The organism is Pseudomonas sp. D5(2026) (assembly GCF_057766845.1).
Map to the genome: position 1 here is coordinate 3,750,732 of NZ_CM173421.1, position 20,823 is coordinate 3,771,554.

A 20,823-nucleotide genomic window follows, 5' to 3' on the forward strand; every position below is an offset into this window, starting at 1 on the left:
ACCATGCTGCGCAAACACCTGCTGACCCTGAGCCTGCTGGCCGTCACCGGCCTGGCCCAGGCCGCCGAGACCATCGACGTCTACCGCGACCCCAACTGCGGCTGCTGCAAGGCCTGGATCAGCCACCTGCGTGACAACGGTTTTACCGTCAACGACCACGTCGAGCCAAACATGAGCGCCGTCAAGCAACGCCTGGGCGTGGCGCCGCGCCTGGCGTCGTGCCACACCGGGGTGATCGACGGCAAGTTCGTCGAAGGCCACGTGCCGGCCGAGCAGGTGCGCCTGCTGGCCAAGCGCAACGACCTCAAGGGCCTGGCCGTGCCAGGCATGCCCATGGGCTCGCCCGGCATGGAAATGGGCGACCACAAGGATGCCTACCAGGTCATCGGGGTGACCCAGGATGGCCAGGACACCGTGGTTGCCAACTACTGATGCTCAGCCTGGGGGCGCTGTTTCTCAGCGCCTTTGGTGCCGCCACCCTGCTTCCGCTGCAATCGGAGGCCGTGCTGGTCGGTCTGTTGCTGCGCCAGCCCGAGGCCTGGGCAACCCTGCTGCTGGTGGCTACTCTGGGCAACGTGCTCGGCTCGGTGGTCAACTGGCTGCTGGGCCGTGCCATCGAGCACCTGCGTGACAAGCGCTGGTTTCCTTTCAGCGCTGCCCAGCTGGCGCGTGCGCAGCAGCGCTACCAACGCTGGGGGCAATGGTCGCTGCTGCTCAGCTGGATGCCGGTGATCGGCGACCCGCTGACGCTGATCGCCGGAATCATGCGTGAGCCGTTCTGGCGCTTCCTGTTGCTGGTGACCCTGGCCAAGGCTGGCCGCTATGCAGTGCTTGCGATGATTACCCTGGGCTGGTTTCACGCCTGGTAACACCTTTCAGGTTTCGCGTGGTCCACTGCCTGCTACAGTCGCCCCTTCCTACCTGGCCCAACACGGAGTGCCCCCATGCTGCGCGCAACCGCCCTGGCCATGGCCTGCCTTGCCGGCAGTTCGGCCATCGCTGCCGAGTCGCCTACCTACGGCCCCCAGCTCGAAGGCTTCAGCTACCCGCACCCCCTCAAGCATTTCGACTTCAAGTCCCAGGGCCAGGCCCTGCAGATGGGCTACATGGACGTGCCCGCCCAAGGCCAGGCCAACGGCCACAACGTGGTGCTGATGCACGGCAAGAACTTCTGCGCCGCCACCTGGGAAACCACCATCGACGCCCTGAGCAAGGCCGGCTACCGGGTCATCGCGCCCGACCAGGTCGGCTTCTGTACGTCAAGCAAACCGGCGCATTACCAGTACAGCTTTCAGCAACTGGCCGACAACACCCATGCCCTGCTCGAACAGCTGGGTGTAAAGCAAACCATTGTGCTCGGCCACTCCACCGGCGGCATGCTCGCCACCCGCTATGCGCTGATGTACCCACAGCAGGTGGAACGCCTGGCAATGGTCAACCCGATCGGTCTGGAGGACTGGAAAGCCCTGGGCGTGCCCTACCGTACCGTGGACCAGTGGTATGCCCGCGAGCTCAAGCTGGATGCCGGAGGCGTACGCGCCTATGAACGCAAAACCTATTACCTCGGGCGCTGGAAGCCTGAATACGAACGCTGGGTGCAGATGCTGGTGGGCCTGAACAAAGGGCCCGGGCATGAAGCGGTGGCGTGGAACTCGGCACTGATCTACGACATGATCTTTACCCAGCCGGTGTACTACGAGTTCAAGCACCTGCAGATGCCAACCCTGCTGCTGATCGGCGACAAGGACACCACGGCCATCGGCAGCGATATCGCGCCGCCGGAGGTGAAGGCCAAGCTGGGCAAATATGCCGAGCTAGGGCCGCAGGTGGCCAAGCTGATACCCAAAGGTGAGCTGATCACCTTCGAAGGCATGGGGCATGCGCCACAAATCGAGGAACCGATGCGGTTCAATCGCACCCTGATCGAATGGCTGGGCAAGTGAGCCAATGATTGGTCCCCCGTGGGAGCGCGCAGGCTTTGGAATTTTGCACAAGCCCGCTGCTGCCACAGGGTTCCTCTACACGTTCCAGACCAGCGCTTCTGTCCAGCCCAACTCGGCAAAGTCGCCCGCCCGCAACTCGGCCTCTTCCTCGCAGAAAAACTCATCCAGCTGTGGTGGCCTGACCGCAGTATCACTGAGCATTGCGTGCACCTGCCCACGGTGATGCACCTGATGTTCAAACAGATGCGCCAGCAAACGCAGCCGCTGCTCGCGCTGCACCCGATCGGGCCGAACGACGCTCACATAGCGGCCCAGGTCGCCATCACTCAGCCCTCGGCAGTAGGCGATCAAACGGTGGTCAGCCTGGGCCTGCTCGGCATGCAGGTCGGTACAGGTGGCAAACGGCTGTTCCGGGTCGAAAAAGCGTTCGCCGTCGGTATCGGGCTGCTCGCCGCGCTGCTCGCACTCCAGCATATGCAGGTAAAACCAATCCACCGTCAGCAAATGGTTGAGGGTGGCCTTGATCGACGGGAAGAAGCTGCAACGCGGGGCGACGAACTCGTCCTGGGTCAGTTGCAGGCAGGCCTTGTACAGGCGGTGGTTGGCCCAGCCATTGTTATAGGCCTGGGTCAGCAGATGATGCGATAACGGCTGCATGGTCGGCTCCTTTTCAGGCGAAGCGTTGCAGTTGCATCTCCCGTAGCCGGCTCAGGGTGCGCTGATACGGGAACGCCAGATACCCTTGAGTGTAGAGGGCATCGAGCGGCACCTGTGCCTCCAGGTACAACGCCACCCGGCGGTCATAGCATTCGTCGACCAGGGCAATGAAGCGGCGAACCGCATCGTCCTTGGGCGACAGCGCAGGCAGTTCACGGTCGCCCGCCACTACCCTCGCCGCGCCATCTTCGGTACCACGGGCAATACGCCCCGCCCGCTGTTCCCCGCCCAGCGCCGGAATGCCGGATACCAGAATCGAGGGAAAACGGTCGCACAAGGCCATGAACTCCATGGCGGCCAGGGGTTGATCGCACAGATCGGTGAAACGACACCAGATAGCCTGCTCACTACGCCGCACGACGTGAATGTGCCTTGAGCCAATAACCAAGGGCTGATCGGTGCCGGCGTCTTCGGGGCTGAGCTGGCGGAACACCTCGGCCAACTGGCTGACCTGCCCTGCCTCGGCTACCCAATAGCGCTGCCGCGCTTCACCGGGGTGCAGGCGGTGATCCTGCTCGCCCGCTACCGGCAGTACCTGCATGTGACGACCAATGGCGGCGATGGCCGGCAGGAACCGCTCGCGGTTGAAGCCATCGCGGTAGAGCTGCTCGGGCGGCTGGTTGGAAGTGGCAACAATCACCACGCCCTGATCGAACAGTACCTGAAACAGGCGGCCGAGGATGATCGCATCACCGATGTCGTTGACGAACAGTTCATCGAAGCACAGCACGCGGATTTGCCGCGCCAGCTCCGCCGCCAGGGCCAGCAGCGGGTCGGCGGTACCGTTGAGCTGAAACAGGCGCTGATGCACCCAGGCCATGAAGTGGTGGAAGTGCTGGCGCCGGCTCGGTATGCGCAGACACTGGTGGAACTGGTCCATCAGCCACGTCTTGCCGCGCCCGACCGGGCCCCAGAGGTAGAGGCCCTGGGTGGGGCGGCCCTGCTCGAGGGACTGGAAGCAGCCTTGCAAGGCCTCGACGACGCGGGCCTGGGCGGGATCAGCAACGTAGCCCCGAGTGCTCAGGGCTTGCTGGTAGAGGGATTGGGGGTCGATGGCCATGGCCGCATTCTACCCGACTGTCACCCTCGGTGCAGGCGCGCGTCAGTCGGCCAGGCCTACCTTGAGCAGCGCGCCGTCCTTGTCATCGGTCAGGACATACAGGTAACCATCCGGCCCCACCCGCACATCACGGATACGCGCGTTCAGGTCACCGAGCAACCGCTCTTCGTGCACCACCTTGTCGCCGTCCAGTTGCAAGCGGATCAATTCCTGAGTGGCCAACGCACCGATGAATAGATTGTGGTCCCAGGCCTTGAACCTCGGGCTGTCGTAGAACGCCATGCCGCTGATACCCGGTGACTTTTCCCAGACATGGTGCGGGTCGATCATGCCGTCCACATGCTTGCCCTTGGCCTCGGGAATTGGCAGCAGCGAATAGTTGATGCCGTGGGTCGCCATCGGCCAGCCATAGTTCTTGCCAGGCTTTGGGATGTTGATTTCATCACCACCGCGCGGGCCGTGCTCGTGGGTCCACAGCTGGCCGGTCCAGGGGTTGAGGGCGGCGCCTTGCTGATTACGGTGGCCGTACGACCAGATCTCCGGGCGCACGTTGCCCTTGCCGACGAAGGGGTTGTCTTTGGGCACTTCGCCGTCCGGCAGAATACGCACGACCTTGCCTTGCAACTTGTCCAGGTCCTGAGCAGTAGGGCGTTGGTTGTTCTCGCCCAGGGCGATGAACAGGTAGCCGTCGCGGTCGAACACCAGCCGCGAGCCGAAGTGGTTACCCACCGACAACTTGGGCTGCTGGCGGAAAATCACGGTGAAATTCTCCAGCCGGGCGCGGTCCTCGGACAGCTGCCCGCGGCCGACCGCAGTACCGGCCTTGCCGTCACTACCCTCCTCGGCGTAGGACAGGTAAACGGTGCGGTCCTTGCCGAACTCCGGTGACAGCGCCACATCCAGCAAGCCACCCTGGCCTTCGGCCCAGACCTTGGGTACACCACTGATCGACGGGCCAACCTTGCCTTCGGCATTGACCAGCCGCAGGTTGCCCGCCCGCTCGGTCACCAGCATGTCCTTGCCGCCGGGCAGGAAGGCCAGGGCCCAAGGGTTGCGTAGGCCATCGGCAAGCGTGCTGACGATCAAGGTACCTTCTTCGCTGGGAAATCGCTGTTCGGCCGCCGCATGCGCCCACAAGGGCAGTAGCGCGGCAGCAGCCAGGGTGGCCAGCCAGGGTGCTCGAAGCATGCCGGATTCCTTTCAAGTGGTTTTACGGCGCACGTGGGTTGTCACGGGGTGGCCGGGTGGGTTCCAGGTTCGGGGTTTGCTGCTGACGGCGCAGGTTGTCGCCGTTGCCGATGCCACGGTTGTCCAGGGTGGGTGGGCGCTGGTACGGGTCGGTGGACGGGCCACGTACCGGTGGCGCAGCCGGCATGCTGCCTTGACGGCTGTTCGGGTTGACCCGCTGGATCGGGCTGTTGTAAGGGTTATTGTTGCCGGCAGCACGTTGCACGGGCTGCTGCGCCGCCGCGTGCGCGGGCAGGCACAAGGCCAGGCCGAGGGCCAGGATGGGCAATGTCGGGGTCATGCTTCACCTCCTGTACGAAAATGCCGCGCCTGGTGGGTTTGATAGCCTAAGGCGCGAGGGGTTCGCGGCAAAAGTGTGAATGCGGGTGGAGATGATTCCTGATGTTTCAGTATGGGCCTCGGAGGGCTGCTTTGCAGCCATTCGCGGGCGCGCCCGCTCCCACGGTCACCCACAGATTTCTGGCCCTGTGAGACACGTGTGGGAGCGGGCTTGCCCGCGAATGGCCGCAAAATCTACTGGCCGTTGTCCACCTTGTGCCGCGCCGCATACAGGCACAGCATCTCCATGGCCAAGGTTGCCCCGGCCAAAGCAGTGATATCGGCATGGTCATAGGCTGGCGCCACTTCCACCAAGTCCATGCCTACCAGGTTGATGCCACGCAGCCCACCCAGAATCTCCAGCGCCTGCACCGTGCTCAGCCCGCCACACACAGGCGTTCCGGTACCGGGTGCGTAGGCCGGATCGAGGCAGTCAATGTCGAAGGTCAGGTACACCGGCCGCTCGCCCACCCGCTGGCGAATCGCCGCAATCACCGCCTCTGTGCCCTGGCGGTGCACTTGCCTGGCGTCGAGAATGGCAAAGCCCTGGCTGTCGTCATTGGTCGTGCGCAGGCCAATCTGTACCGAGTGGGCCGGGTCAACCAGGCCTTCGCGGGCGGCATGCCAGAACATGGTGCCGTGATCGATGCGCTTGCCCGCCTCGTCTGGCCAGGTGTCACTGTGCGCATCGAAATGAATGAGCGCCAGCGGGCCATGGCGGCGGGCGTGAGCCTTGAGCAGCGGGTAGCTGATGAAGTGGTCGCCACCGAGGGTGAGCATGGCGCACCCCGCCTGCAGAATATGCTCGGCATGGGCCTCGATGCTGTCCGGTACCGACTGCGGCGTGCCGCTGTCGAAGGGGCAGTCACCATAGTCGATCACCGCCAGGTGGTCGAACGGGTCGAACGCCCACGGCCAGTGGCGGGCCCAGGCCTGCTGAACCGAGGCCGCACGAATCGCCCGCGGCCCGAAACGCGCGCCGGGGCGGTTACTGGTGGCCGTGTCGAACGGCACACCGCTGACCACCACATCCACACCGCGCAAGTCGCGGCTGTAGCGGCGGCGGGAAAAACTGACAACACCGGCGTAGGTGCTTTCTGCGGCGGTCCCATACAGGCTATCGCGGGTAATTGCCTGGTCGTTGCTTGCGGCTTGGTCCACGGTCGGGCTCCTTGATTGTCATGGGCTACTGCCGGCTGCGGAAGGCGGTCCACAGACGGTTGCGTTGGCGCAGGTCGGCCAGGGCCATGCTGCGGTCGGCATACAGGCGCTGACGCACCTCGGCCGACGGATAGATATCCGGGTCGTTGCGCACCGCTTCGTCCACCAGCGGTGTGGCAGCCTGGTTGGCGTTGGCGAAGAACAGCGTGTTGGTCAGCGCTGCCACCGACTCAGGCTTGAGCATGAAGGCGATGAACGCCCGGGCGGCCTCGGGGTGTGGGGCGTCCTTGGGGATGACCAGGTTGTCCTGCCATACCAGCGTGCCTTCGCGGGGGATGCGGTAGATCACCTCGAACGGCTTGCCGGCACGGCGGGCCTGGTCGGCGGCCATCGCGGCATCGCCGTTGTAGGTCAGCGCCAGGCACACGCTGCCATTGGCCAGGTCGTTGATCTGCCGGCCATTGGCGACGTAGCTGATCGACGGCTGCAACTGGCTGAGCAGGTTCTGCGCGGCAGCCAGGTCACCCTTGTTCTGGCTGTAAGGGTCCTTGCCCAGGTAGTTCAGGGCTACGCCGATCACCTCCTGGGGCGAGTCAGGTATGGCGATGCCGCAACCCTTCAGGCGGGCGGCGTACTCGGGCTTGAACAACAGGTCGAGGCTATCCAGCGGTACATCACCAAGGCGCTGGCGTACCGCCTCCACATTTACCCCCAGGCCCAGCGTGCCCCAGGTGTACGGCACAGCATGGCGGTTGCCGGGGTCAACCTCGGCCAGTTTGCCCAGCAGGTCCTTGTCGAGGTTGCCGTAGCCAGGCATGGCCTGAGCGTCCAGCGGTTGCAGGGCATTGGCCTTGAGCGCCCGGGCCAGCACGGTGGATGACGGCACCACCACGTCATAGCCGCTACCACCAGTCAGCAGCTTGGTTTCCAGTACCTCGGGGGTGTCAAAGGTGTCGTAACGCACCTTGTAGCCGGTTTCCCGTTCGAAGCGTTGCAGGGTTTGCGGGGCGACGTAATCGGCCCAGCTGTAGAGGTTGACGACCTTTTCTTCGGCCTGCAGCGGCAGGGCCAGAACCAGAGACAAAAGGCACAACGATCGACGCATGGCGGACACCTCGGTAAATGGGTGGATGCCGCGAGCATGCCAGCCGGGTTACATTGCACCAATGGCAAGTTTGCAAAGCTGACATTCATCAGGAGCAATGTAATGCTCGGACAAGTCCATGATCCCGACCTGCACTTGCTGCGGCTGTTCGTCACTGTAGTCGAGGCAGGTGGCTTCAGCGCCGCTCAAGGCGTGCTGGGCCTGAGCCAGCCCACCATCAGCCAGCGCATGGCCCAACTGGAGGCACGCTTGGGTTACCGCCTGTGCAGCCGCGGCAAAGGTGGTTTTCGCCTGACGGAAAAAGGTGAACTGCTATTGGACGCGGCGCGTGGGCTACTGCTGAACATCGAGCAGTTTCGCCAGCAGGCCAACGGCGTTGCCGGGCGGCTGCTGGGAACTGTGCGCATCGGCATGGCGGAAAATCAGGACAAGGCGGTGAGCCTGAAACTGGCGGCGGCCATTGCGGCATTTCGCAGGCGAGAGGAATCGGTGCAACTGGAGCTAGTCAGTGCACCGCCGGCGGAACTGGAACGGCTGTTGCTGGAGCAGCGGCTGGACTATGCCATCAGCTACTTTTCCGGCAACCAGGCGGCCTTTGATTACCAGCCCTTGTTCGCCGAGCGACAGCGGCTGTATTGCGGCAAGGGGCATGTGCTGTACGGCGAAACGGATGTTGGGCTTGAGCGGTTGCTGGACATGGACCAGGTGCGCCATCCGTACCGTTTTCTCAAAGGGGGCGAACCGTTCCAGAGCAGACGCAGTACGGCAGTGGCGGAGCAGATCGAAAGCGTGCTGACGTTCATTCTGTCGGGACGGCATATTGGCTACTTGCCATGCCACTGTGCACAGGCCTGGGAGGCCGAGGGGCTGTTATGGGCGCTGGACCCTGAGCTTGATTTTGGGGTGCCGTTCACCCTGGCCCGGCACCGGGCACAGGGGGTTGGCGAGGCAGCCCATGTATTTGCGCAGGATTTGCTGGCGGCGTTTGCCTGAATCGGTCCCTTCGCGGGTAAACCCGCTCCTACACCGGATCGGTGGTGGACACCTGTCGGTGGCTGGGCACGGGCCGTCGTGTAGGAGCGGGTTTACCCGCGAAGAGGCCGGCCCTGCTGGCCAATCTCCACCCGCCGTTCACCCACCCGCCGTTCATCGTTGCCGCCGCGAACAGGCCCGTTCAGGCCACCACCATCAGTAAGCCATGCTCCAGCTCAGCGTGTAGGTACGCCCGCGCCCCTGGTAGTCATACAGATACGCCGGCCCGTAGGTCGGCGAATAGAACAACGTCGCGCGCTGTCCCCATACCGTGCTGTACTGCTTGTCCAGCAGGTTCTGGATACCGGCGCTGAAGGTGCCGAAACCGGTGTCCTGGCTGCCCAGCAGGTCGAAGGTGGTGTAGCCGTCAATCTCGTGATCGGCATCGTCCTTCAGGCTGAAGGCATGGTTGGCCTGCAACCGTGCACTGCGGCCATCGGCCTTCCAGCCGACGAACGCGGTGGCCTTGGACAACGAAGCGTATCGGGCATCGCGCTTGATCCAGCCGCCGTCGGCGGCCTCTTCCTCGGAGCGTGTCATGTGCAATGTGCCGCCAGCTTCCCAGCCGGTCTGGAAGTGCCGGGTCAGTGCCCCTTCAAAGCCGAAGTCGCGGCTTTTCTGATCTTCCACGTCAATGGTCAGCGTTTGCGAATCGACGTTGATGATCTTGTCCGACCAGATGTAGTACAGCGCTGCCTGTGCATCCCAGTCCAGGTCGGCATAGCGCCAGCCCAATTCCACCTGGCGGCTCTTGATACCGGCCAACGGGTTATCGGCCACACTCAGGCCCGGCTTGCCGTAGTACTTGGCCGGGTCAGGCAGGTCGAAGCCTTCGCCATAGTTGCTCCACACCTGGTGGCCGTTCTTGAAGTCGTAGATGGCACCAACGTTGAACAGGTTGACCTGATAGTCGTTACTGCCGCCCGGCACGCCCTTGAAGTCACTGACGTCCACGTCCATCTGCTGGCGCCGGGCGCCACCGGACAACGTCAGGTTGTCAGTGGGATGCCAGTCCAGCTGGGCATATACCGACACCCCATCCACCCGGTAGCTGGGGTAGCGTGCGGCCTTGCTGTCCTTTTCCAGCTCCAGGCCACCCGACTCGGACGAAGTCTGGGCGTTGAAGGTGGTCTGCTCGGCGTTGAAGCGCTCGCGGTCCAGGTCAACGCCGTAGGTCAGCTTCAGCGTATCCCACTGCTTGGCAAACAGGCCCTTGAGGCTGGTGACCTCGAAGTTCTGCTGCGAGGCGGCAAAGTACACCCCGCGCGAGCCGGTGGGTGTGGCACGGTTGTAGTACGGGAACGGGTAGAAGTTGTCGTCTTCCTTGCGGTACGAAGCCTGCAGGTAGAAGTCCTGGCCCAGCACGTCGGTGTGGTGGTAATTGGCATTGAGCAGCAGGCGCCGCGTGCGCGGCTCCAGGTCCGATGAATAACCGCTGCGCAGCTCGGCGTCTTCCAGGTCGGATGGCGCGTTGTAGTTCAGGTTGGGGAAGTAGATACCCGTGCTGCCGTGGTTGCCCGAGTCGTAGTACTGGGCCAACAGGTCGAGGCTCTGCTGGTCGTTCAGCTGCAGGCCCAAGGTACCGAGTACGTCGATGGTGCGGTTGTACTGCAGGTCGGTCTGGGTGTTGTCGATGAAGATCTGGTCGCCAGCACCATCGTAGAAGGCTTCGTTCTGCTCACCGGAAACCCCCAACCGGGCATTGACCCGCTCGTTGCCGCCGCTGACCGACTGGGCGAAGCGCGTAGCCAGGTCGTCGCTGTTGTTGAAACCGCTGCTGGCCCCCAACTGGGTCTCGAAGCGCGCCGGGCCGGGTTCGCCCTTCTTGGTCACGATGTTGATGATGCCGCCGGTGGCACCACCGCCGTAGATGGCGCTGGCGCCAGACAGCACTTCGACGCGCTCGACGTTGAACGGCGAAATGCTGTCGAACTGGCGCGACAGGCCGCGTGAGCTGTTCTGGCTGACCCCATCGATCATCACCAGCACGTTGCGCCCGCGCATGTTCTGGCCGTAATTGGTGCGCCCTTCCGGCGCCAGGTCAAGGCCCGGCACCAGCTTGCCGATGGCTTCCTTCAGGCTGACGCCGCTGTCGATCTGCTCACGCAATTGCTGCTGGTCCACTACCCAGACGGTTCCGGGGATTTCGCTGATTGCGGTGCTGGTGCGCGAGGCTACGCTGACTTCGATCGGCTTGAGGTTGACCGCCTGCGGCGCGGCCGCGGCCTTGCTCAGCGTGATGGTGCGAGCCTCGCTGAACTGCCAGCTCATGCCACTGCCGGCCAGCAACTGCTGCAGGGCCTGCTCGACACTGTAGTTGCCCTGCAACGGCGGGCTGACCTGGCCGGCGACATCGCCTGTGGTGTACAGCAGGTGCAGGCCGGCCTGGTCGGCGAAGGTGGTCAGCGCCTGGTCCAGCGGCTGGGCGGGCAGGTTGAGCTGGACCTGGCGGGCCTGCATCTGGGTCTGTTCGGCAGTTGTCGCAGCCCCAGCGTGCAGGGGGCCAAGCAACAGGGCCAAGGCACTGCAAGACATCAAGGCATGGTGAAGTGGACCGCAACGGCGGTGCAAGGGCTTGAGCATCAGAGGCACGAATGAGCTTCCTGACAAGTCGTAAATGAGAATGGGTTGCTGATCAGTCTCACTACGACGATCTGGCTTGCAGGAACTTGCAGTGCCAAATGAAAAATATTTTTATTTCTGTCCGGCCTCTTCGCGGGCAAGCCCGCTCCTACAACGAATGCGCCCGCCTGAATATCGTGCGACCTGTGCAGGAACGGGCAAGCCCGCTAAGAGGACGGCACAAGCTCATCAATGCACCACGGCCAACCATGGCAGGTAGGTCACCTTCAGGCCATATCGCTGCTCCAACGTCCGCAACAGAGCCTCAGGTTCATCCAGGTCGAACACCCCGCTCACCTCCATCGCAGCCAGCTTGCTGTCGGACAACACAATGCGCCCATGCCGGTATCGTTCAAGCTCCATCAGCACCTGCCCCAGCGGCTTGCCGTTGAAGATCAGCTTGCCCCGCTGCCAGGCCATCTGCGTGACGGCATCGGCCGCCACCGCCAGTTCATGTTCACCCACCTTGGCTTCACCGCGAGCTAACACGACGTGGCCATCGCGCTGCACGCTGAAGGTGGCAGCATTGCCCTGCACCCGCGCACCGGCCGTTTCGACCACAAACGGCCGTGAATCATCAGCGGTCTCGAACAGTGCCTCACCCGCATCGAGCACCACACGCCGCTCATGCTCGCTGAACGCCACGCTCAAGGCGCTGGCGCTGTTCAGCGTCACCCGTGTGCCATCTGCCAGGGTAATGATCTGCCGTTCGCCCACGGCGGTGTGGTAATCCGCCAGCAGCATCGGGGCTTGCTGCCAACCCGCCACGGCGGCGACCAGCAACACCACCGATGCTGCCACACCCGCCTGCTTCAGCCGGCCGCGGCAATGGCGCAGAGCCTGGCCGATGTACTTTGCCACCATGCTCTCGGAAACCCCCAGGCGTTGAGCGACCTGCTTCTGGGTCAGGCCCTCGACACGGTTGAGCAACAGCGCCTGGCGGGCATTGTCGGGCAACTGCAACAGCGCCTGGTCAAGAATCTGCAAGCGCTCGCGGGCCAGCAACGCCGCCTCGGGTGCCGGTGCCGGGCAGGCCACCTCACAGGCTCCGTCGCTGTCGTCGTGGCTGGCAGCGATGCGTTGCTCACGGCGCAAGGCGTCAATTGCCAGGTTGCCGGCCACGCGGAAGATGAAACTGCGCGCGTGCAACACCGGCACTGCCTGCTCGTCGATGTTCACCAGCTTCAGGTAGGTTTCCTGCGCCACGTCGGCCGCGCGCTGGCGGTCGCTCATGCGCCGCGTCAGAAACTGCAGCAGGTCGTCGTAGTGCTCCTGGAAACTTGCCAGCAGGCCCGACATGGGTGAAGTCAGCATGATTGGGGAACAGCCAGTAAGAGAGGTTATCGGGCGTTAATGAGAAACAGTATCTTTCATATCAACCGATACTTTCAACGTCGACGCGCATTTGCCACACTGCCAGCTCCACTCCGGCAAGGTCACAGCCCATGACTGCCCGTCTGTACCGCTATACCCGTCTGTTCCTGGTCCTGCTGCTGGCCTGTGGCCTGGCGGCCTGTGCGCTGTTCCAGCCACGTGACCCGGTGAACATCAGCGTGATCGGCATTGAACCACTGCCCGGGCAAGAGCTGGAACTGCGCATGGCGGTGAAAATGCGGGTGCAGAACCCCAATGAGGCACCGATCGATTACAACGGCATCGCCTTGAACCTGGAAGTGAACGGCCAGCCGCTGGCCGCCGGGGTCAGCGACCAGCAGGGGCACATTGGCCGTTACGACGAAGCAGTGATCGTGGTGCCGGTCAGCATCACGGCGTTTTCCTTCCTGCGCCAGGCCTATGGGCTAGGCAAACTGGATTCGCTGCAGGGGCTGCCCTACAAGCTGCGCGGCAAACTGGCCGGCGGGCCGCTGGGGACCGTGCGTTTTACCGATGAAGGCAAGCTGGACCTGCCCAAGGGCACCTACTGATAAGCGCCCGGCGGGTGTGCTCAGCGGTTGGCGCTGGCTGCGGCCATCAGCTTGTTGACTTCGCTGCGCACCATGCTGGCGTATTCAGGCGGGGTCATGCCGTCCAGTTCAGCGCGCACCCACTCGGCCCATTTGCCCTTGCGCCGTGGCTTTTCAGCAATCAGCCGGGCGGCTTCGCCCTTGGCTTTGCCCAGGTTGTTTTGCCACATCTCGAACAGCCGGGCCTTCTCTGCCTCGATCTGCGCCCGTTCCTCGAAGCTCATGTTGGCCAGATTGAAACTCATGAAGTTACCTGCAGGTTTGAAAATGGCCGCTATCTTACACCCAGGCAACCCATCATCGGAAAGCCGCCGCAACTTTACCGATGTGGTGGCATCCATTGTTCACACCCCCATTGACGAGGACGAGTTCATGGCCCGGAAAAACGCCACGCTGGCAGACAGCGATCAGATCAAGGACCAGGTATTCAGCGAACTGCAATCGCTGATAGAAGAATCGGAAAAACTGCTGAACGACAGTGCCGCCCTGGTCGGCGAAGAAGCAGAGACACTGCGCGCCCAGGTAAGCCTGAAGCTGCGCCAGGCACGCCAGGCGGCCAGCAACGTGCGCAGCAAGGCACAACCGGTGGTGGACGCCACTCAGGACTACATCGGCGGCCATCCCTGGCAGACCGTCGCCATTTCCGCCGGCCTCGGGCTGGTGGTGGGCCTGCTACTGGGCCGGCGCAATTAAAGCCTGCGCCGCCTGGTGCACATCAGGCGGCCAAAGCCTGCGGGATGCCGCTGTGGAAGCGCAGCTCCTGGTCTGGTGACTGGATCAGCTCCATTTCCGCAGCGCGTACCAGCTCGACGCGGCGGGCGATGTCCGCCTCATCACCGTAGTTGTGCGCCAGTTTCAGATAACCCTGGTAGTGGCGCGCCTCGCTTTTCAGCAGCCCGTGGTAGAAGCGGCTCAGCTCCTCATCCAGATGCGGCACCAGCGCGGCAAAACGTTCGCAACTGCGCGCCTCGATGAACGCCCCCACCACCAGCGTATCCACCAGCTTGACCGGCTCGTGGGCGCGCACCAGCCGGCGCAACCCCGACGCATAACGCCCCGCCGACACCGGGCGCAACGGCACACCGCGACGCTTCATGAGGCGTAACACCTGTTCGTGATGCACCAGCTCCTCGCGGGCCAGGCGCGACATCATGTTGATCAGATCAAGGTGAGTGTTGTACTTGGCTATCAGGCTCAGGGCCGTGCTGGCGGCCTTGAACTCGCAGTTCTTGTGGTCGATCAGCAGGGTTTCCTGGTCGGCGAGCGCCGCTTCGATCCAGGCGTCTGGCGTCGGGCAGCCAAGAAAGGCGTCGATTTCGGGGATCAGGGACATAAGCGTGCAACCACACAGAACAGGCAGGGCCGGCGATTATACCGGCGGCGGCTGGCGATGCCAGTGACTATGCTTGATGTACATCAAGCGCTGGAGGGGGAAGCGCCGACTATAGTCAGGCATTGGTCGCCATCATCGAAGGGAGTTAACGCCCATGCAAGCCGTCCGCAGCATCCTCGTCGTCCTCGACCCCGCGCACGCCCACAGCCGCGCGCTTACGCGGGCCAAGCTGATCGCTGGCATTACTGGCGCACGCCTGCATTTGCTGATGTGCGACAAACGGCATGATCACAGCGCGCTGCTGAGCCTGCTGAGCAGCCAGTTGCATGATGACGGCTACGACAATGTCACCCATGAAGAGGGCTGGCGCGACAACCTGCACGACACCATCATCTATGTACAGCAGGCCGAAGGCTGTGAACTGGTGATCAAGGACCACCGTCCGGACAACCCACTGAAAAAAGCCCTGCTCACCCCCAGCGACTGGAAGCTGCTGCGCCAATGCCCATGTGCCGTGCTGATGGTCAAGAGCGAGCGGCCGTGGACCGGGGGCAAGATCCTGGCGGCGGTGGACGTGGGCAACCAGGACGAAGACCACCGCCGCCTGCATGCCAGCATCATCGACCATGGCTTCGAGATTGCCAAACTGGCCAAGGGAGAACTGCATGTCATCAGTGCCCACCCGTCGCCGATGCTGTCAGCGTCGGACCCGGCCTACCAGCTGAGCGATACGATCGAAAAACGCTACCGTGAAGCGTGCAAGGCGTTCCAGGCCGAATACGGCATCAGCGATGAGTGCCTGCACGTGGCCGAAGGGCCGGCGGATGTGTTGATTCCACATACCGAACAGAAGCTCGATGCAGTGGTGACAGTGATAGGTACGGTGTGCCGCACAGGGATTTCCGGGGCGTTGATCGGTAATACCTCGGAAGTGGTGCTGGATGCGCTGGAGGGCGATGTGCTGGTGCTCAAGAGCGAGGAAGCCATCGCCCACCTGGCGGAGCTGGCCCGCGGCTGAGTATGCAACAGGCAGGCCCCTTGTAGGAGCGGGTTCACCCGCGAATGCGTCATTGATTTCAACGCCACATTCGCAGGCAAACCCGCCCCCAAGGTTCCGTTGCCGCCCGGGAATCTAGACCAACGCCTCCCGCACTTTTGGGTCAAGCCCCTCCCCCGCATGGGCCTCGTTCCACTCTGCCAACTGCCGGAGCATCGCCGGCGTCCAGAAGCTCTTCATATGCTGCCGCACCCCTTGCACCGCCAGCGCCCGGTCTGGCTCGCTGTCGAAGTAATGGGCGATCTGGTTGGCCATCTTGACCAGGTTTTCGCTGCTCATCGGCGAACCTCGGCTTTCTCCGCAGTACGGCGCTCTTTCAGCAGGCGCTGCTGTTCATCACTGAAGTCCTGATAGCGCTTTTGCCATTGCGATGGCTGGAACACTTTCACCACTTCCACTGCCGTCACCTTGTACTCGGGGCAGTTGGTGGCCCAGTCGGAGTTGTCGGTGGTGATCACGTTGGCCCCCGACTCCGGGAAGTGGAAGGTGGTGTACACCACCCCCGGCGCCACGCGCGCACTGACCTTGGCACGCAGCACAGTCTGCCCGGCGCGGCTGCCGATACCGACCCAGTCACCATCTTGGATGCCACGGCTTTCAGCATCGGTCGGGTGGATCTCCAGGCGGTCGGCGTCATGCCAGGCGACGTTGCCGGTACGCCGGGTCTGGGCACCAACGTTGTACTGGCTAAGAATGCGCCCGGTGGTCAGCAGCAACGGGTAGCGGTTGTTGACCTTTTCGTCGGTGGGCACGTAGCCGGTGAGCATGAAACGGCCCTTGCCACGCACGAACTGGTCGATGTGCATGGTCGGCGTGCCGTCTGGCGCGGCGTCGTTGCACGGCCACTGCAGGCTGCCGTGGCGGTCGATTTCAGCGTAGCTGACACGACGGAAGGTCGGCGTCAGGCGGGCGATCTCGTCCATGATCTCGGAAGGATGGCGGTAGTTCATCGGGTAGCCCAAGGCGTTGGCCAGGGCCACGGTAGCTTCCCAGTCGGCCTTGCCGGCCAGCGGCTCCATGACCTTGCGCACCCGCGAAATACGCCGCTCGGCGTTGGTGAAGGTGCCGTCCTTTTCCAGGAACGAACTGCCCGGCAGGAACACATGGGCGAACTTGGCAGTTTCGTTGAGGAAGATGTCCTGCACCACCACGCACTCCATGGCGAGCAAGGCCGCCGTGACGTGCTGGGTGTTGGGGTCGCTCTGGGCGATGTCCTCACCCTGGCAGTACAGCGCCTTGAAGCTGCCATCCAGTGCCGCTTCGAACATGTTGGGAATGCGCAGACCCGGGTCGGGCTGCAAGGTCACGCCCCAGGCCTGTTCGAACTCGGCACGCACGCCCTCGTTGGAGACATGCCGGTAGCCGGGCAGTTCGTGGGGGAACGAGCCCATGTCGCACGAGCCCTGCACGTTGTTCTGCCCGCGCAGCGGGTTCACCCCTACCCCTTCACGGCCGATGTTGCCGGTGGCCATGGCCAGGTTGGCAATGCCCATCACTGCGGTACTGCCTTGGCTGTGCTCGGTCACGCCCAGGCCGTAGTAGATGGCCGCGTTGCCGCCGGTGGCATACAGCCTGGCCGCAGCGCGGATCTGCTCAGCAGGCACGCCACAAACCGGGCCGAGCACCTCGGGGGCGTTCTCTGGCAGGCTGACGAAGTCGCGCCAACGGGCGAAGTCTTCGGTTTCGCAGCGGGCATCGATGAAGCGCTGGGCCAGCAGGCCCTCGGTGACGATCACGTGGGCCAGGGCGTTGAGCATGGCCACGTTGGTGCCCGGGCGCAGTTGCAGGTGCAGGTCGGCGCGGGCGTGCGGCGAGTCGACCAGGTCGATGCGCCGTGGATCGATCACGATCAGCCGCGCCCCCTGACGCAGGCGGCGCTTGAGTTGCGAGCCGAATACCGGGTGGGCGTCAGTGGGGTTGGCGCCGATCACCAGCACAACGTCGGCCTGCATCACCGAGTCGAAGCTTTGTGTGCCAGCCGACTCACCCAGGGTCTGCTTCAGGCCATAACCGGTGGGCGAATGACACACCCGTGCGCAGGTGTCGACGTTGTTGTTGCCAAACGCCGTGCGCACCAGTTTCTGCACCAGGTAGGCTTCTTCGTTGGTACAACGACTGGAGGTGATGCCGCCGATGGAGTCGCGCCCGTACTTGAGCTGAATGCGGCGGAACTCGCTGGCGGCGTAGGTCACGGCCTCGTCCCAGCTGACTTCCTGCCACGGGTCTTCCAGGCGCTTGCGGATCATCGGTTTGGTGATGCGGTCCGGGTGGGTGGCGTAGCCCCAGGCAAAGCGGCCCTTGACGCAGGCATGGCCGTGGTTGGCGCCACCGTTCTTGTCCGGGACCATGCGCACCAGCTGGTCACCCTTGATTTCGGCGCGGAACGAGCAGCCAACGCCGCAGTAGGCGCAGGTGGTAATGACCGAACGCTCAGGCTGGCCCAGCTGCACCAGGCTCTTTTCCGTCAGGGTCGCGGTTGGACAGGCCTGCACGCAGGCGCCGCACGACACGCATTCGGAAGCAAGGAAGTTTTCGCCCCCCGCTGCCGCCACCCGCGATTCGAAACCACGCCCGGTGATGGTCAGGGCAAACGTACCCTGGATGTCTTCGCAGGCGCGCACACAGCGGCTGCAGACGATGCACTTGCTTGGCTCGTAGTCGAAATACGGGTTGGAAACGTCTTTTTTCTCGTCCAGGTGGTTGGCGCCGTCATAGCCGTAGCGCACCTCACGCAGGCCCACCTGGCCGGCCACGGTCTGCAGCTCGCAGTTGCCGTTGGCCGAACAGGTCAGGCAGTCCAGCGGGTGGTCGGAAATGTACAGCTCCATCACGTTGCGACGCAGGCCGGCCAGGCGCGGGGTTTCGGTGCGCACCACCATGCCTTCACTGACTGGCGTGGTGCAGGATGCCGGGTAGCCGCGCATGCCTTCGATTTCCACCATGCACATGCGGCAGGAGCCGAAGGCTTCGAGGCTGTCGGTGGCGCACAGCTTGGGGATACTGGTGCCCAGCATGGCGGCGGCGCGCATGACCGAGGTGCCAGCAGGCACGCTGATGGCGCGGCCGTCGATGCTCAGGCTGACCTGCACGTCGCTTTCGCGGGCCGGGGTGCCGAGGTCGCTGCTTTTATCAGAAGCGGGGTCGAAGAAATTGATCACTGTGCGGCCTCCGTGGTGGTCAGCCCAAAATCGGCGGGGAAGTACTTGAGCGCGCTGGCCACCGGATAGGCAGTCATACCGCCCATGGCGCACAGCGAGCCGTACTGCAGGGTGTCGCACAGGTCACGCAGCAACAGCGCCTGGTCGTGACGCTCGGTGATGTCGCTGGTGGCGATCAGCCGGTCGACCACTTCCATGCCCCGGGTGGAGCCGATGCGGCACGGGGTGCACTTGCCGCAGGACTCTTCGGCACAGAACTGCAGGGCGAAACGCGCCATGCTGGCCATGTTCAGCGTATCGTCGGCCACCACGACACCGCCGTGGCCGAGCATCGCGCCCACGGCGGCAAACGCTTCATAGTCCAATGGGGTATCGAAATGGCTGGGGGGTACCCAGGCACCAAGCGGGCCACCGACCTGCGCGGCCTTCAGCGGCCGGCCACTGGCTGTGCCACCGCCATAGCCTTCCACCAGCTCGCGCAGGGTCAGGCCGAACGCGCGCTCTACCAGACCACCCTGGCGGATGTTGCCGGCCAGCTGGAACGGCATGGTGCCCAGCGAGCGGCCCATGCCGAAATCGCGATAGAACGCTGCACCCTTGGCCAGAATGATGGGCACCGACGCCAGGGTAAGCACGTTGTGCACCAGCGTCGGCAGGCCGAACAGCCCTTGCAGCGCAGGCAGCGGTGGCTTGGCGCGGACGATGCCACGCTTGCCTTCGATGGATTCGAGCAGCGCGGTTTCTTCGCCGCAAATATAGGCGCCGGCGCCCACCCGCACTTCCAGGTCGAACGCCTGGCCGCTGCCGGCGACGTCAGCCCCCAGGTAGCCAGCTTCACGCGCGATGGCGAAGGCCTGGTCAAGTACCCGGATGGCGTCGGGATACTCCGAGCGCACATAGATGTAGCCCTTGTCGGCACCTACGGCGAGGCCGGCAATGATCATGCCCTCGATCAGCAGGAAGGGGTCGCCCTCCATCAGCATGCGATCAGCGAACGTGCCCGAGTCACCCTCGTCGGCGTTGCACACCACGTACTTCTGCCCGGCACCAGCGTCTCGCACGGTGCGCCACTTGATGCCGGCCGGGAACGCCGCACCACCACGGCCACGCAGCCCGGAATCGAGTACTGCGGCAACCACTTCGGCACCGTCCAGCGCCACGGCGGCCTCGAGGCCCGCGAACCCGCCGTTGGCACGATAGTCGTCCAGCGACAGTGGCCGGGTGATGCCAGCGCGAGCGAACAGCAGGCGTTGCTGGGTCTTGAGATAGGGTATTTCTTCGACCGGCCCCAATGCCAACGAGTGGCCACCGGGTTCGCCCGCCAGGGCATCAAGCAATGACGGCGCATCGTGTGGCGTAACCGGACCGAAACCCAGGCGCCCTTGCGCACTGTCGCACTCGATCAGCGGCTCAAGCCAGTAAAGCCCGCGCGAGCTGGTGCGCTGGATGTCCAGCGGCAACTGGCGGCGCTCGGCCTCGCGCAGCAGGGCCTCGGCAACCTGGTCGGCACCCACGGCGCGGGCAACCGAATCACAGGGAATATACAGCTTCAGCATGCTGAGTCCTCCTGGCAACCGTTGACCAAGTCCCGCAGGCGCTCAGGGGTGAGGCGCGCGTGCACTTGGCCGTCCAGCTCCAGCGCTGGCGAGCAGGCACAGGCACCCAGGCAATACACCGGGCGCAGGCTGATGGCCCCGTCGGCGCTGGTACCATGGTCGTCCAGTGCCAACTGTTCACGCAATTGCGCGGCCAGGGCTTCGGCGCCACGGCTCTGGCACGACTCGGCAAGGCACAGGCGCAGGGTGTGGCGAGCGGGCGGCGCGGTGCGGAAGTCGTGATAGAAACTGATAACCCCACGCACTTCAGCCAGGCTGAGGTTGAGTGCATGGGCGATCTCGGGGACCGAGGCATCAGGGATGTAACCAATCTCGTGCTGTACGGCATGCAGGATCGGCAACAGGGCACCTGGGGTGTCCTTGTCGCGGTCTAGAATGCGCTGGATCACAGGCAGGTGGAGCAATTCATCAGGCATACAGCGGACCTCGGCATCACGGACCCTGCCTGAGTTTTTGAAAGGGCAGGTTTCCGGCGTGTTCTGCTGCGGC

21 protein-coding genes are annotated in these 20,823 nt (G+C 63.8%); 7 read left to right on the top strand and 14 right to left on the bottom strand.

The annotated features are described in order from the left end of the window. The first annotated feature begins 3 nt into the window (after positions 1–3). The 3 genes from AC3B5Q_RS17355 to AC3B5Q_RS17365 all read left to right on the top strand — a co-directional run bounded on the left by AC3B5Q_RS17355 (position 4) and on the right by AC3B5Q_RS17365 (position 1,943). Positions 4–432, top strand: a complete 429-nt coding sequence (locus AC3B5Q_RS17355; RefSeq protein WP_003248913.1) for a DUF411 domain-containing protein — start codon at positions 4–6, stop codon at positions 430–432. Then, positions 432–869, top strand: a complete 438-nt coding sequence (locus AC3B5Q_RS17360) for a YqaA family protein (RefSeq protein WP_010953185.1) — start codon at positions 432–434, stop codon at positions 867–869. The genes AC3B5Q_RS17355 and AC3B5Q_RS17360 overlap by 1 nt, the downstream gene beginning before the upstream one ends. 75 nt (positions 870–944) lie before the next feature. Further along, the gene (locus tag AC3B5Q_RS17365) at positions 945–1,943 is read left to right on the top strand and encodes an alpha/beta fold hydrolase (RefSeq protein WP_488392689.1); all 999 of its coding nucleotides are present in this window, start codon (positions 945–947) and stop codon (positions 1,941–1,943) included. A 75-nt stretch (positions 1,944–2,018) separates the two neighbouring features. Here AC3B5Q_RS17365 and AC3B5Q_RS17370 read toward each other — a convergent pair whose 3' ends face one another. The 6 genes from AC3B5Q_RS17370 to AC3B5Q_RS17395 form a co-directional block, all read right to left on the bottom strand. Then, a complete protein-coding gene (locus AC3B5Q_RS17370) occupies positions 2,019–2,600 on the bottom strand; it encodes a DinB family protein (RefSeq protein WP_021785363.1) in 582 nt (193 codons plus the stop codon). 13 nt (positions 2,601–2,613) lie between these two features. Then, positions 2,614–3,720 (bottom strand): cell division protein ZapE, encoded by a 1,107-nt coding sequence (gene zapE, locus AC3B5Q_RS17375; RefSeq protein WP_021785364.1) that lies wholly within the window; start codon positions 3,718–3,720, stop codon positions 2,614–2,616. A gap of 42 nt (positions 3,721–3,762) precedes the next feature. Beyond that, positions 3,763–4,908, bottom strand: a complete 1,146-nt coding sequence (locus AC3B5Q_RS17380; RefSeq protein ID WP_021785365.1) for a PQQ-dependent sugar dehydrogenase — start codon at positions 4,906–4,908, stop codon at positions 3,763–3,765. Positions 4,909–4,930: 22 nt separating this feature from the next. Beyond that, positions 4,931–5,248 carry a hypothetical protein gene (locus tag AC3B5Q_RS17385; protein WP_021785366.1) on the bottom strand — a complete coding sequence of 106 codons (318 nt, stop codon included), beginning with the start codon at positions 5,246–5,248 and terminating at the stop codon, positions 4,931–4,933. Between the two features lie 233 nt (positions 5,249–5,481). Continuing rightward, the gene (gene speB / locus AC3B5Q_RS17390) at positions 5,482–6,447 is read right to left on the bottom strand and encodes an agmatinase (RefSeq protein ID WP_021785367.1); all 966 of its coding nucleotides are present in this window, start codon (positions 6,445–6,447) and stop codon (positions 5,482–5,484) included. A gap of 25 nt (positions 6,448–6,472) precedes the next feature. Then, on the bottom strand, positions 6,473–7,552 hold the full coding sequence (locus AC3B5Q_RS17395) for an extracellular solute-binding protein (protein WP_103469263.1): 1,080 nt from the start codon (positions 7,550–7,552) through the stop codon (positions 6,473–6,475). Positions 7,553–7,654: 102 nt separating this feature from the next. On the opposite strand from AC3B5Q_RS17395, the gene AC3B5Q_RS17400 reads away from it, so the two are divergent. Further along, positions 7,655–8,545, top strand: a complete 891-nt coding sequence (locus tag AC3B5Q_RS17400) for a LysR family transcriptional regulator (RefSeq protein WP_028697589.1) — start codon at positions 7,655–7,657, stop codon at positions 8,543–8,545. Between the two features lie 195 nt (positions 8,546–8,740). Here AC3B5Q_RS17400 and AC3B5Q_RS17405 read toward each other — a convergent pair whose 3' ends face one another. Together AC3B5Q_RS17405 and AC3B5Q_RS17410 are read right to left on the bottom strand one after the other, a co-directional pair. After that, positions 8,741–11,167 (bottom strand): TonB-dependent receptor, encoded by a 2,427-nt coding sequence (locus tag AC3B5Q_RS17405; RefSeq protein WP_488393130.1) that lies wholly within the window; start codon positions 11,165–11,167, stop codon positions 8,741–8,743. Positions 11,168–11,395: 228 nt separating this feature from the next. Then, positions 11,396–12,520: a sigma-70 family RNA polymerase sigma factor gene (locus AC3B5Q_RS17410; RefSeq protein ID WP_028697587.1), complete on the bottom strand. Its 1,125-nt coding sequence runs from the start codon at positions 12,518–12,520 to the stop codon at positions 11,396–11,398. 131 nt (positions 12,521–12,651) lie between these two features. On the opposite strand from AC3B5Q_RS17410, the gene AC3B5Q_RS17415 reads away from it, so the two are divergent. After that, on the top strand, positions 12,652–13,131 hold the full coding sequence (locus AC3B5Q_RS17415; RefSeq protein ID WP_021785372.1) for an LEA/WHy family protein: 480 nt from the start codon (positions 12,652–12,654) through the stop codon (positions 13,129–13,131). Between the two features lie 20 nt (positions 13,132–13,151). Here AC3B5Q_RS17415 and AC3B5Q_RS17420 read toward each other — a convergent pair whose 3' ends face one another. Beyond that, positions 13,152–13,415: a hypothetical protein gene (locus AC3B5Q_RS17420; protein ID WP_003248880.1), complete on the bottom strand. Its 264-nt coding sequence runs from the start codon at positions 13,413–13,415 to the stop codon at positions 13,152–13,154. 127 nt (positions 13,416–13,542) lie between these two features. Between AC3B5Q_RS17420 and AC3B5Q_RS17425 the strand changes: the two genes are divergently transcribed. Further along, a complete protein-coding gene (locus AC3B5Q_RS17425; protein ID WP_028697586.1) occupies positions 13,543–13,863 on the top strand; it encodes an ElaB/YgaM/YqjD family protein in 321 nt (106 codons plus the stop codon). 22 nt (positions 13,864–13,885) lie between these two features. Here AC3B5Q_RS17425 and AC3B5Q_RS17430 read toward each other — a convergent pair whose 3' ends face one another. After that, positions 13,886–14,503: a MiaE family protein gene (locus AC3B5Q_RS17430; RefSeq protein ID WP_021785374.1), complete on the bottom strand. Its 618-nt coding sequence runs from the start codon at positions 14,501–14,503 to the stop codon at positions 13,886–13,888. Between the two features lie 154 nt (positions 14,504–14,657). Here AC3B5Q_RS17430 and AC3B5Q_RS17435 point away from each other — a divergent pair, with 154 nt between their 5' ends. Next, entirely contained in the window at positions 14,658–15,521 is an 864-nt protein-coding gene (locus AC3B5Q_RS17435; RefSeq protein ID WP_021785375.1) for a universal stress protein, read from the top strand. A gap of 114 nt (positions 15,522–15,635) precedes the next feature. Here the strand turns inward: AC3B5Q_RS17435 and AC3B5Q_RS17440 are convergent, their stop codons facing one another. From AC3B5Q_RS17440 to AC3B5Q_RS17455, 4 genes are read right to left on the bottom strand one after another with little or no spacing between them, the layout of a single operon-like run. After that, on the bottom strand, positions 15,636–15,839 hold the full coding sequence (locus AC3B5Q_RS17440) for a formate dehydrogenase subunit delta (RefSeq protein WP_021785376.1): 204 nt from the start codon (positions 15,837–15,839) through the stop codon (positions 15,636–15,638). Beyond that, complete coding sequence (gene fdhF / locus AC3B5Q_RS17445) at positions 15,836–18,718, bottom strand: formate dehydrogenase subunit alpha (RefSeq protein ID WP_028697583.1); 2,883 nt, start codon at positions 18,716–18,718, stop codon at positions 15,836–15,838. The genes AC3B5Q_RS17440 and fdhF overlap by 4 nt, the downstream gene beginning before the upstream one ends. Continuing rightward, positions 18,715–20,274 carry a formate dehydrogenase beta subunit gene (locus AC3B5Q_RS17450; protein ID WP_021785378.1) on the bottom strand — a complete coding sequence of 520 codons (1,560 nt, stop codon included), beginning with the start codon at positions 20,272–20,274 and terminating at the stop codon, positions 18,715–18,717. The genes fdhF and AC3B5Q_RS17450 overlap by 4 nt, the downstream gene beginning before the upstream one ends. Then, positions 20,268–20,750 carry a formate dehydrogenase subunit gamma gene (locus tag AC3B5Q_RS17455; RefSeq protein WP_028697582.1) on the bottom strand — a complete coding sequence of 161 codons (483 nt, stop codon included), beginning with the start codon at positions 20,748–20,750 and terminating at the stop codon, positions 20,268–20,270. The genes AC3B5Q_RS17450 and AC3B5Q_RS17455 overlap by 7 nt, the downstream gene beginning before the upstream one ends. Between the last annotated feature and the right edge of the window lie 73 nt (positions 20,751–20,823).

Coding starts and splice junctions, on each gene's coding strand:
- AC3B5Q_RS17365 (WP_488392689.1), top strand. CDS start 945: ATGCTGCGCGCAACCGCCCTGGCCATGGCCTGCCTTGCCGGCAGTTCG.
- AC3B5Q_RS17360 (WP_010953185.1), top strand. CDS start 432: ATGCTCAGCCTGGGGGCGCTGTTTCTCAGCGCCTTTGGTGCCGCCACC.
- AC3B5Q_RS17435 (WP_021785375.1), top strand. CDS start 14,658: ATGCAAGCCGTCCGCAGCATCCTCGTCGTCCTCGACCCCGCGCACGCC.
- AC3B5Q_RS17415 (WP_021785372.1), top strand. CDS start 12,652: ATGACTGCCCGTCTGTACCGCTATACCCGTCTGTTCCTGGTCCTGCTG.
- AC3B5Q_RS17440 (WP_021785376.1), bottom strand. CDS start 15,839: ATGAGCAGCGAAAACCTGGTCAAGATGGCCAACCAGATCGCCCATTAC.
- AC3B5Q_RS17385 (WP_021785366.1), bottom strand. CDS start 5,248: ATGACCCCGACATTGCCCATCCTGGCCCTCGGCCTGGCCTTGTGCCTG.
- zapE (WP_021785364.1), bottom strand. CDS start 3,720: ATGGCCATCGACCCCCAATCCCTCTACCAGCAAGCCCTGAGCACTCGG.
- AC3B5Q_RS17420 (WP_003248880.1), bottom strand. CDS start 13,415: ATGAGTTTCAATCTGGCCAACATGAGCTTCGAGGAACGGGCGCAGATC.
- AC3B5Q_RS17430 (WP_021785374.1), bottom strand. CDS start 14,503: ATGTCCCTGATCCCCGAAATCGACGCCTTTCTTGGCTGCCCGACGCCA.
- AC3B5Q_RS17405 (WP_488393130.1), bottom strand. CDS start 11,167: ATGCTCAAGCCCTTGCACCGCCGTTGCGGTCCACTTCACCATGCCTTG.
- AC3B5Q_RS17400 (WP_028697589.1), top strand. CDS start 7,655: ATGCTCGGACAAGTCCATGATCCCGACCTGCACTTGCTGCGGCTGTTC.
- AC3B5Q_RS17450 (WP_021785378.1), bottom strand. CDS start 20,274: ATGCTGAAGCTGTATATTCCCTGTGATTCGGTTGCCCGCGCCGTGGGT.
- AC3B5Q_RS17395 (WP_103469263.1), bottom strand. CDS start 7,552: ATGCGTCGATCGTTGTGCCTTTTGTCTCTGGTTCTGGCCCTGCCGCTG.
- AC3B5Q_RS17410 (WP_028697587.1), bottom strand. CDS start 12,520: ATGCTGACTTCACCCATGTCGGGCCTGCTGGCAAGTTTCCAGGAGCAC.
- AC3B5Q_RS17455 (WP_028697582.1), bottom strand. CDS start 20,750: ATGCCTGATGAATTGCTCCACCTGCCTGTGATCCAGCGCATTCTAGAC.
- AC3B5Q_RS17425 (WP_028697586.1), top strand. CDS start 13,543: ATGGCCCGGAAAAACGCCACGCTGGCAGACAGCGATCAGATCAAGGAC.
- AC3B5Q_RS17380 (WP_021785365.1), bottom strand. CDS start 4,908: ATGCTTCGAGCACCCTGGCTGGCCACCCTGGCTGCTGCCGCGCTACTG.
- AC3B5Q_RS17370 (WP_021785363.1), bottom strand. CDS start 2,600: ATGCAGCCGTTATCGCATCATCTGCTGACCCAGGCCTATAACAATGGC.
- AC3B5Q_RS17355 (WP_003248913.1), top strand. CDS start 4: ATGCTGCGCAAACACCTGCTGACCCTGAGCCTGCTGGCCGTCACCGGC.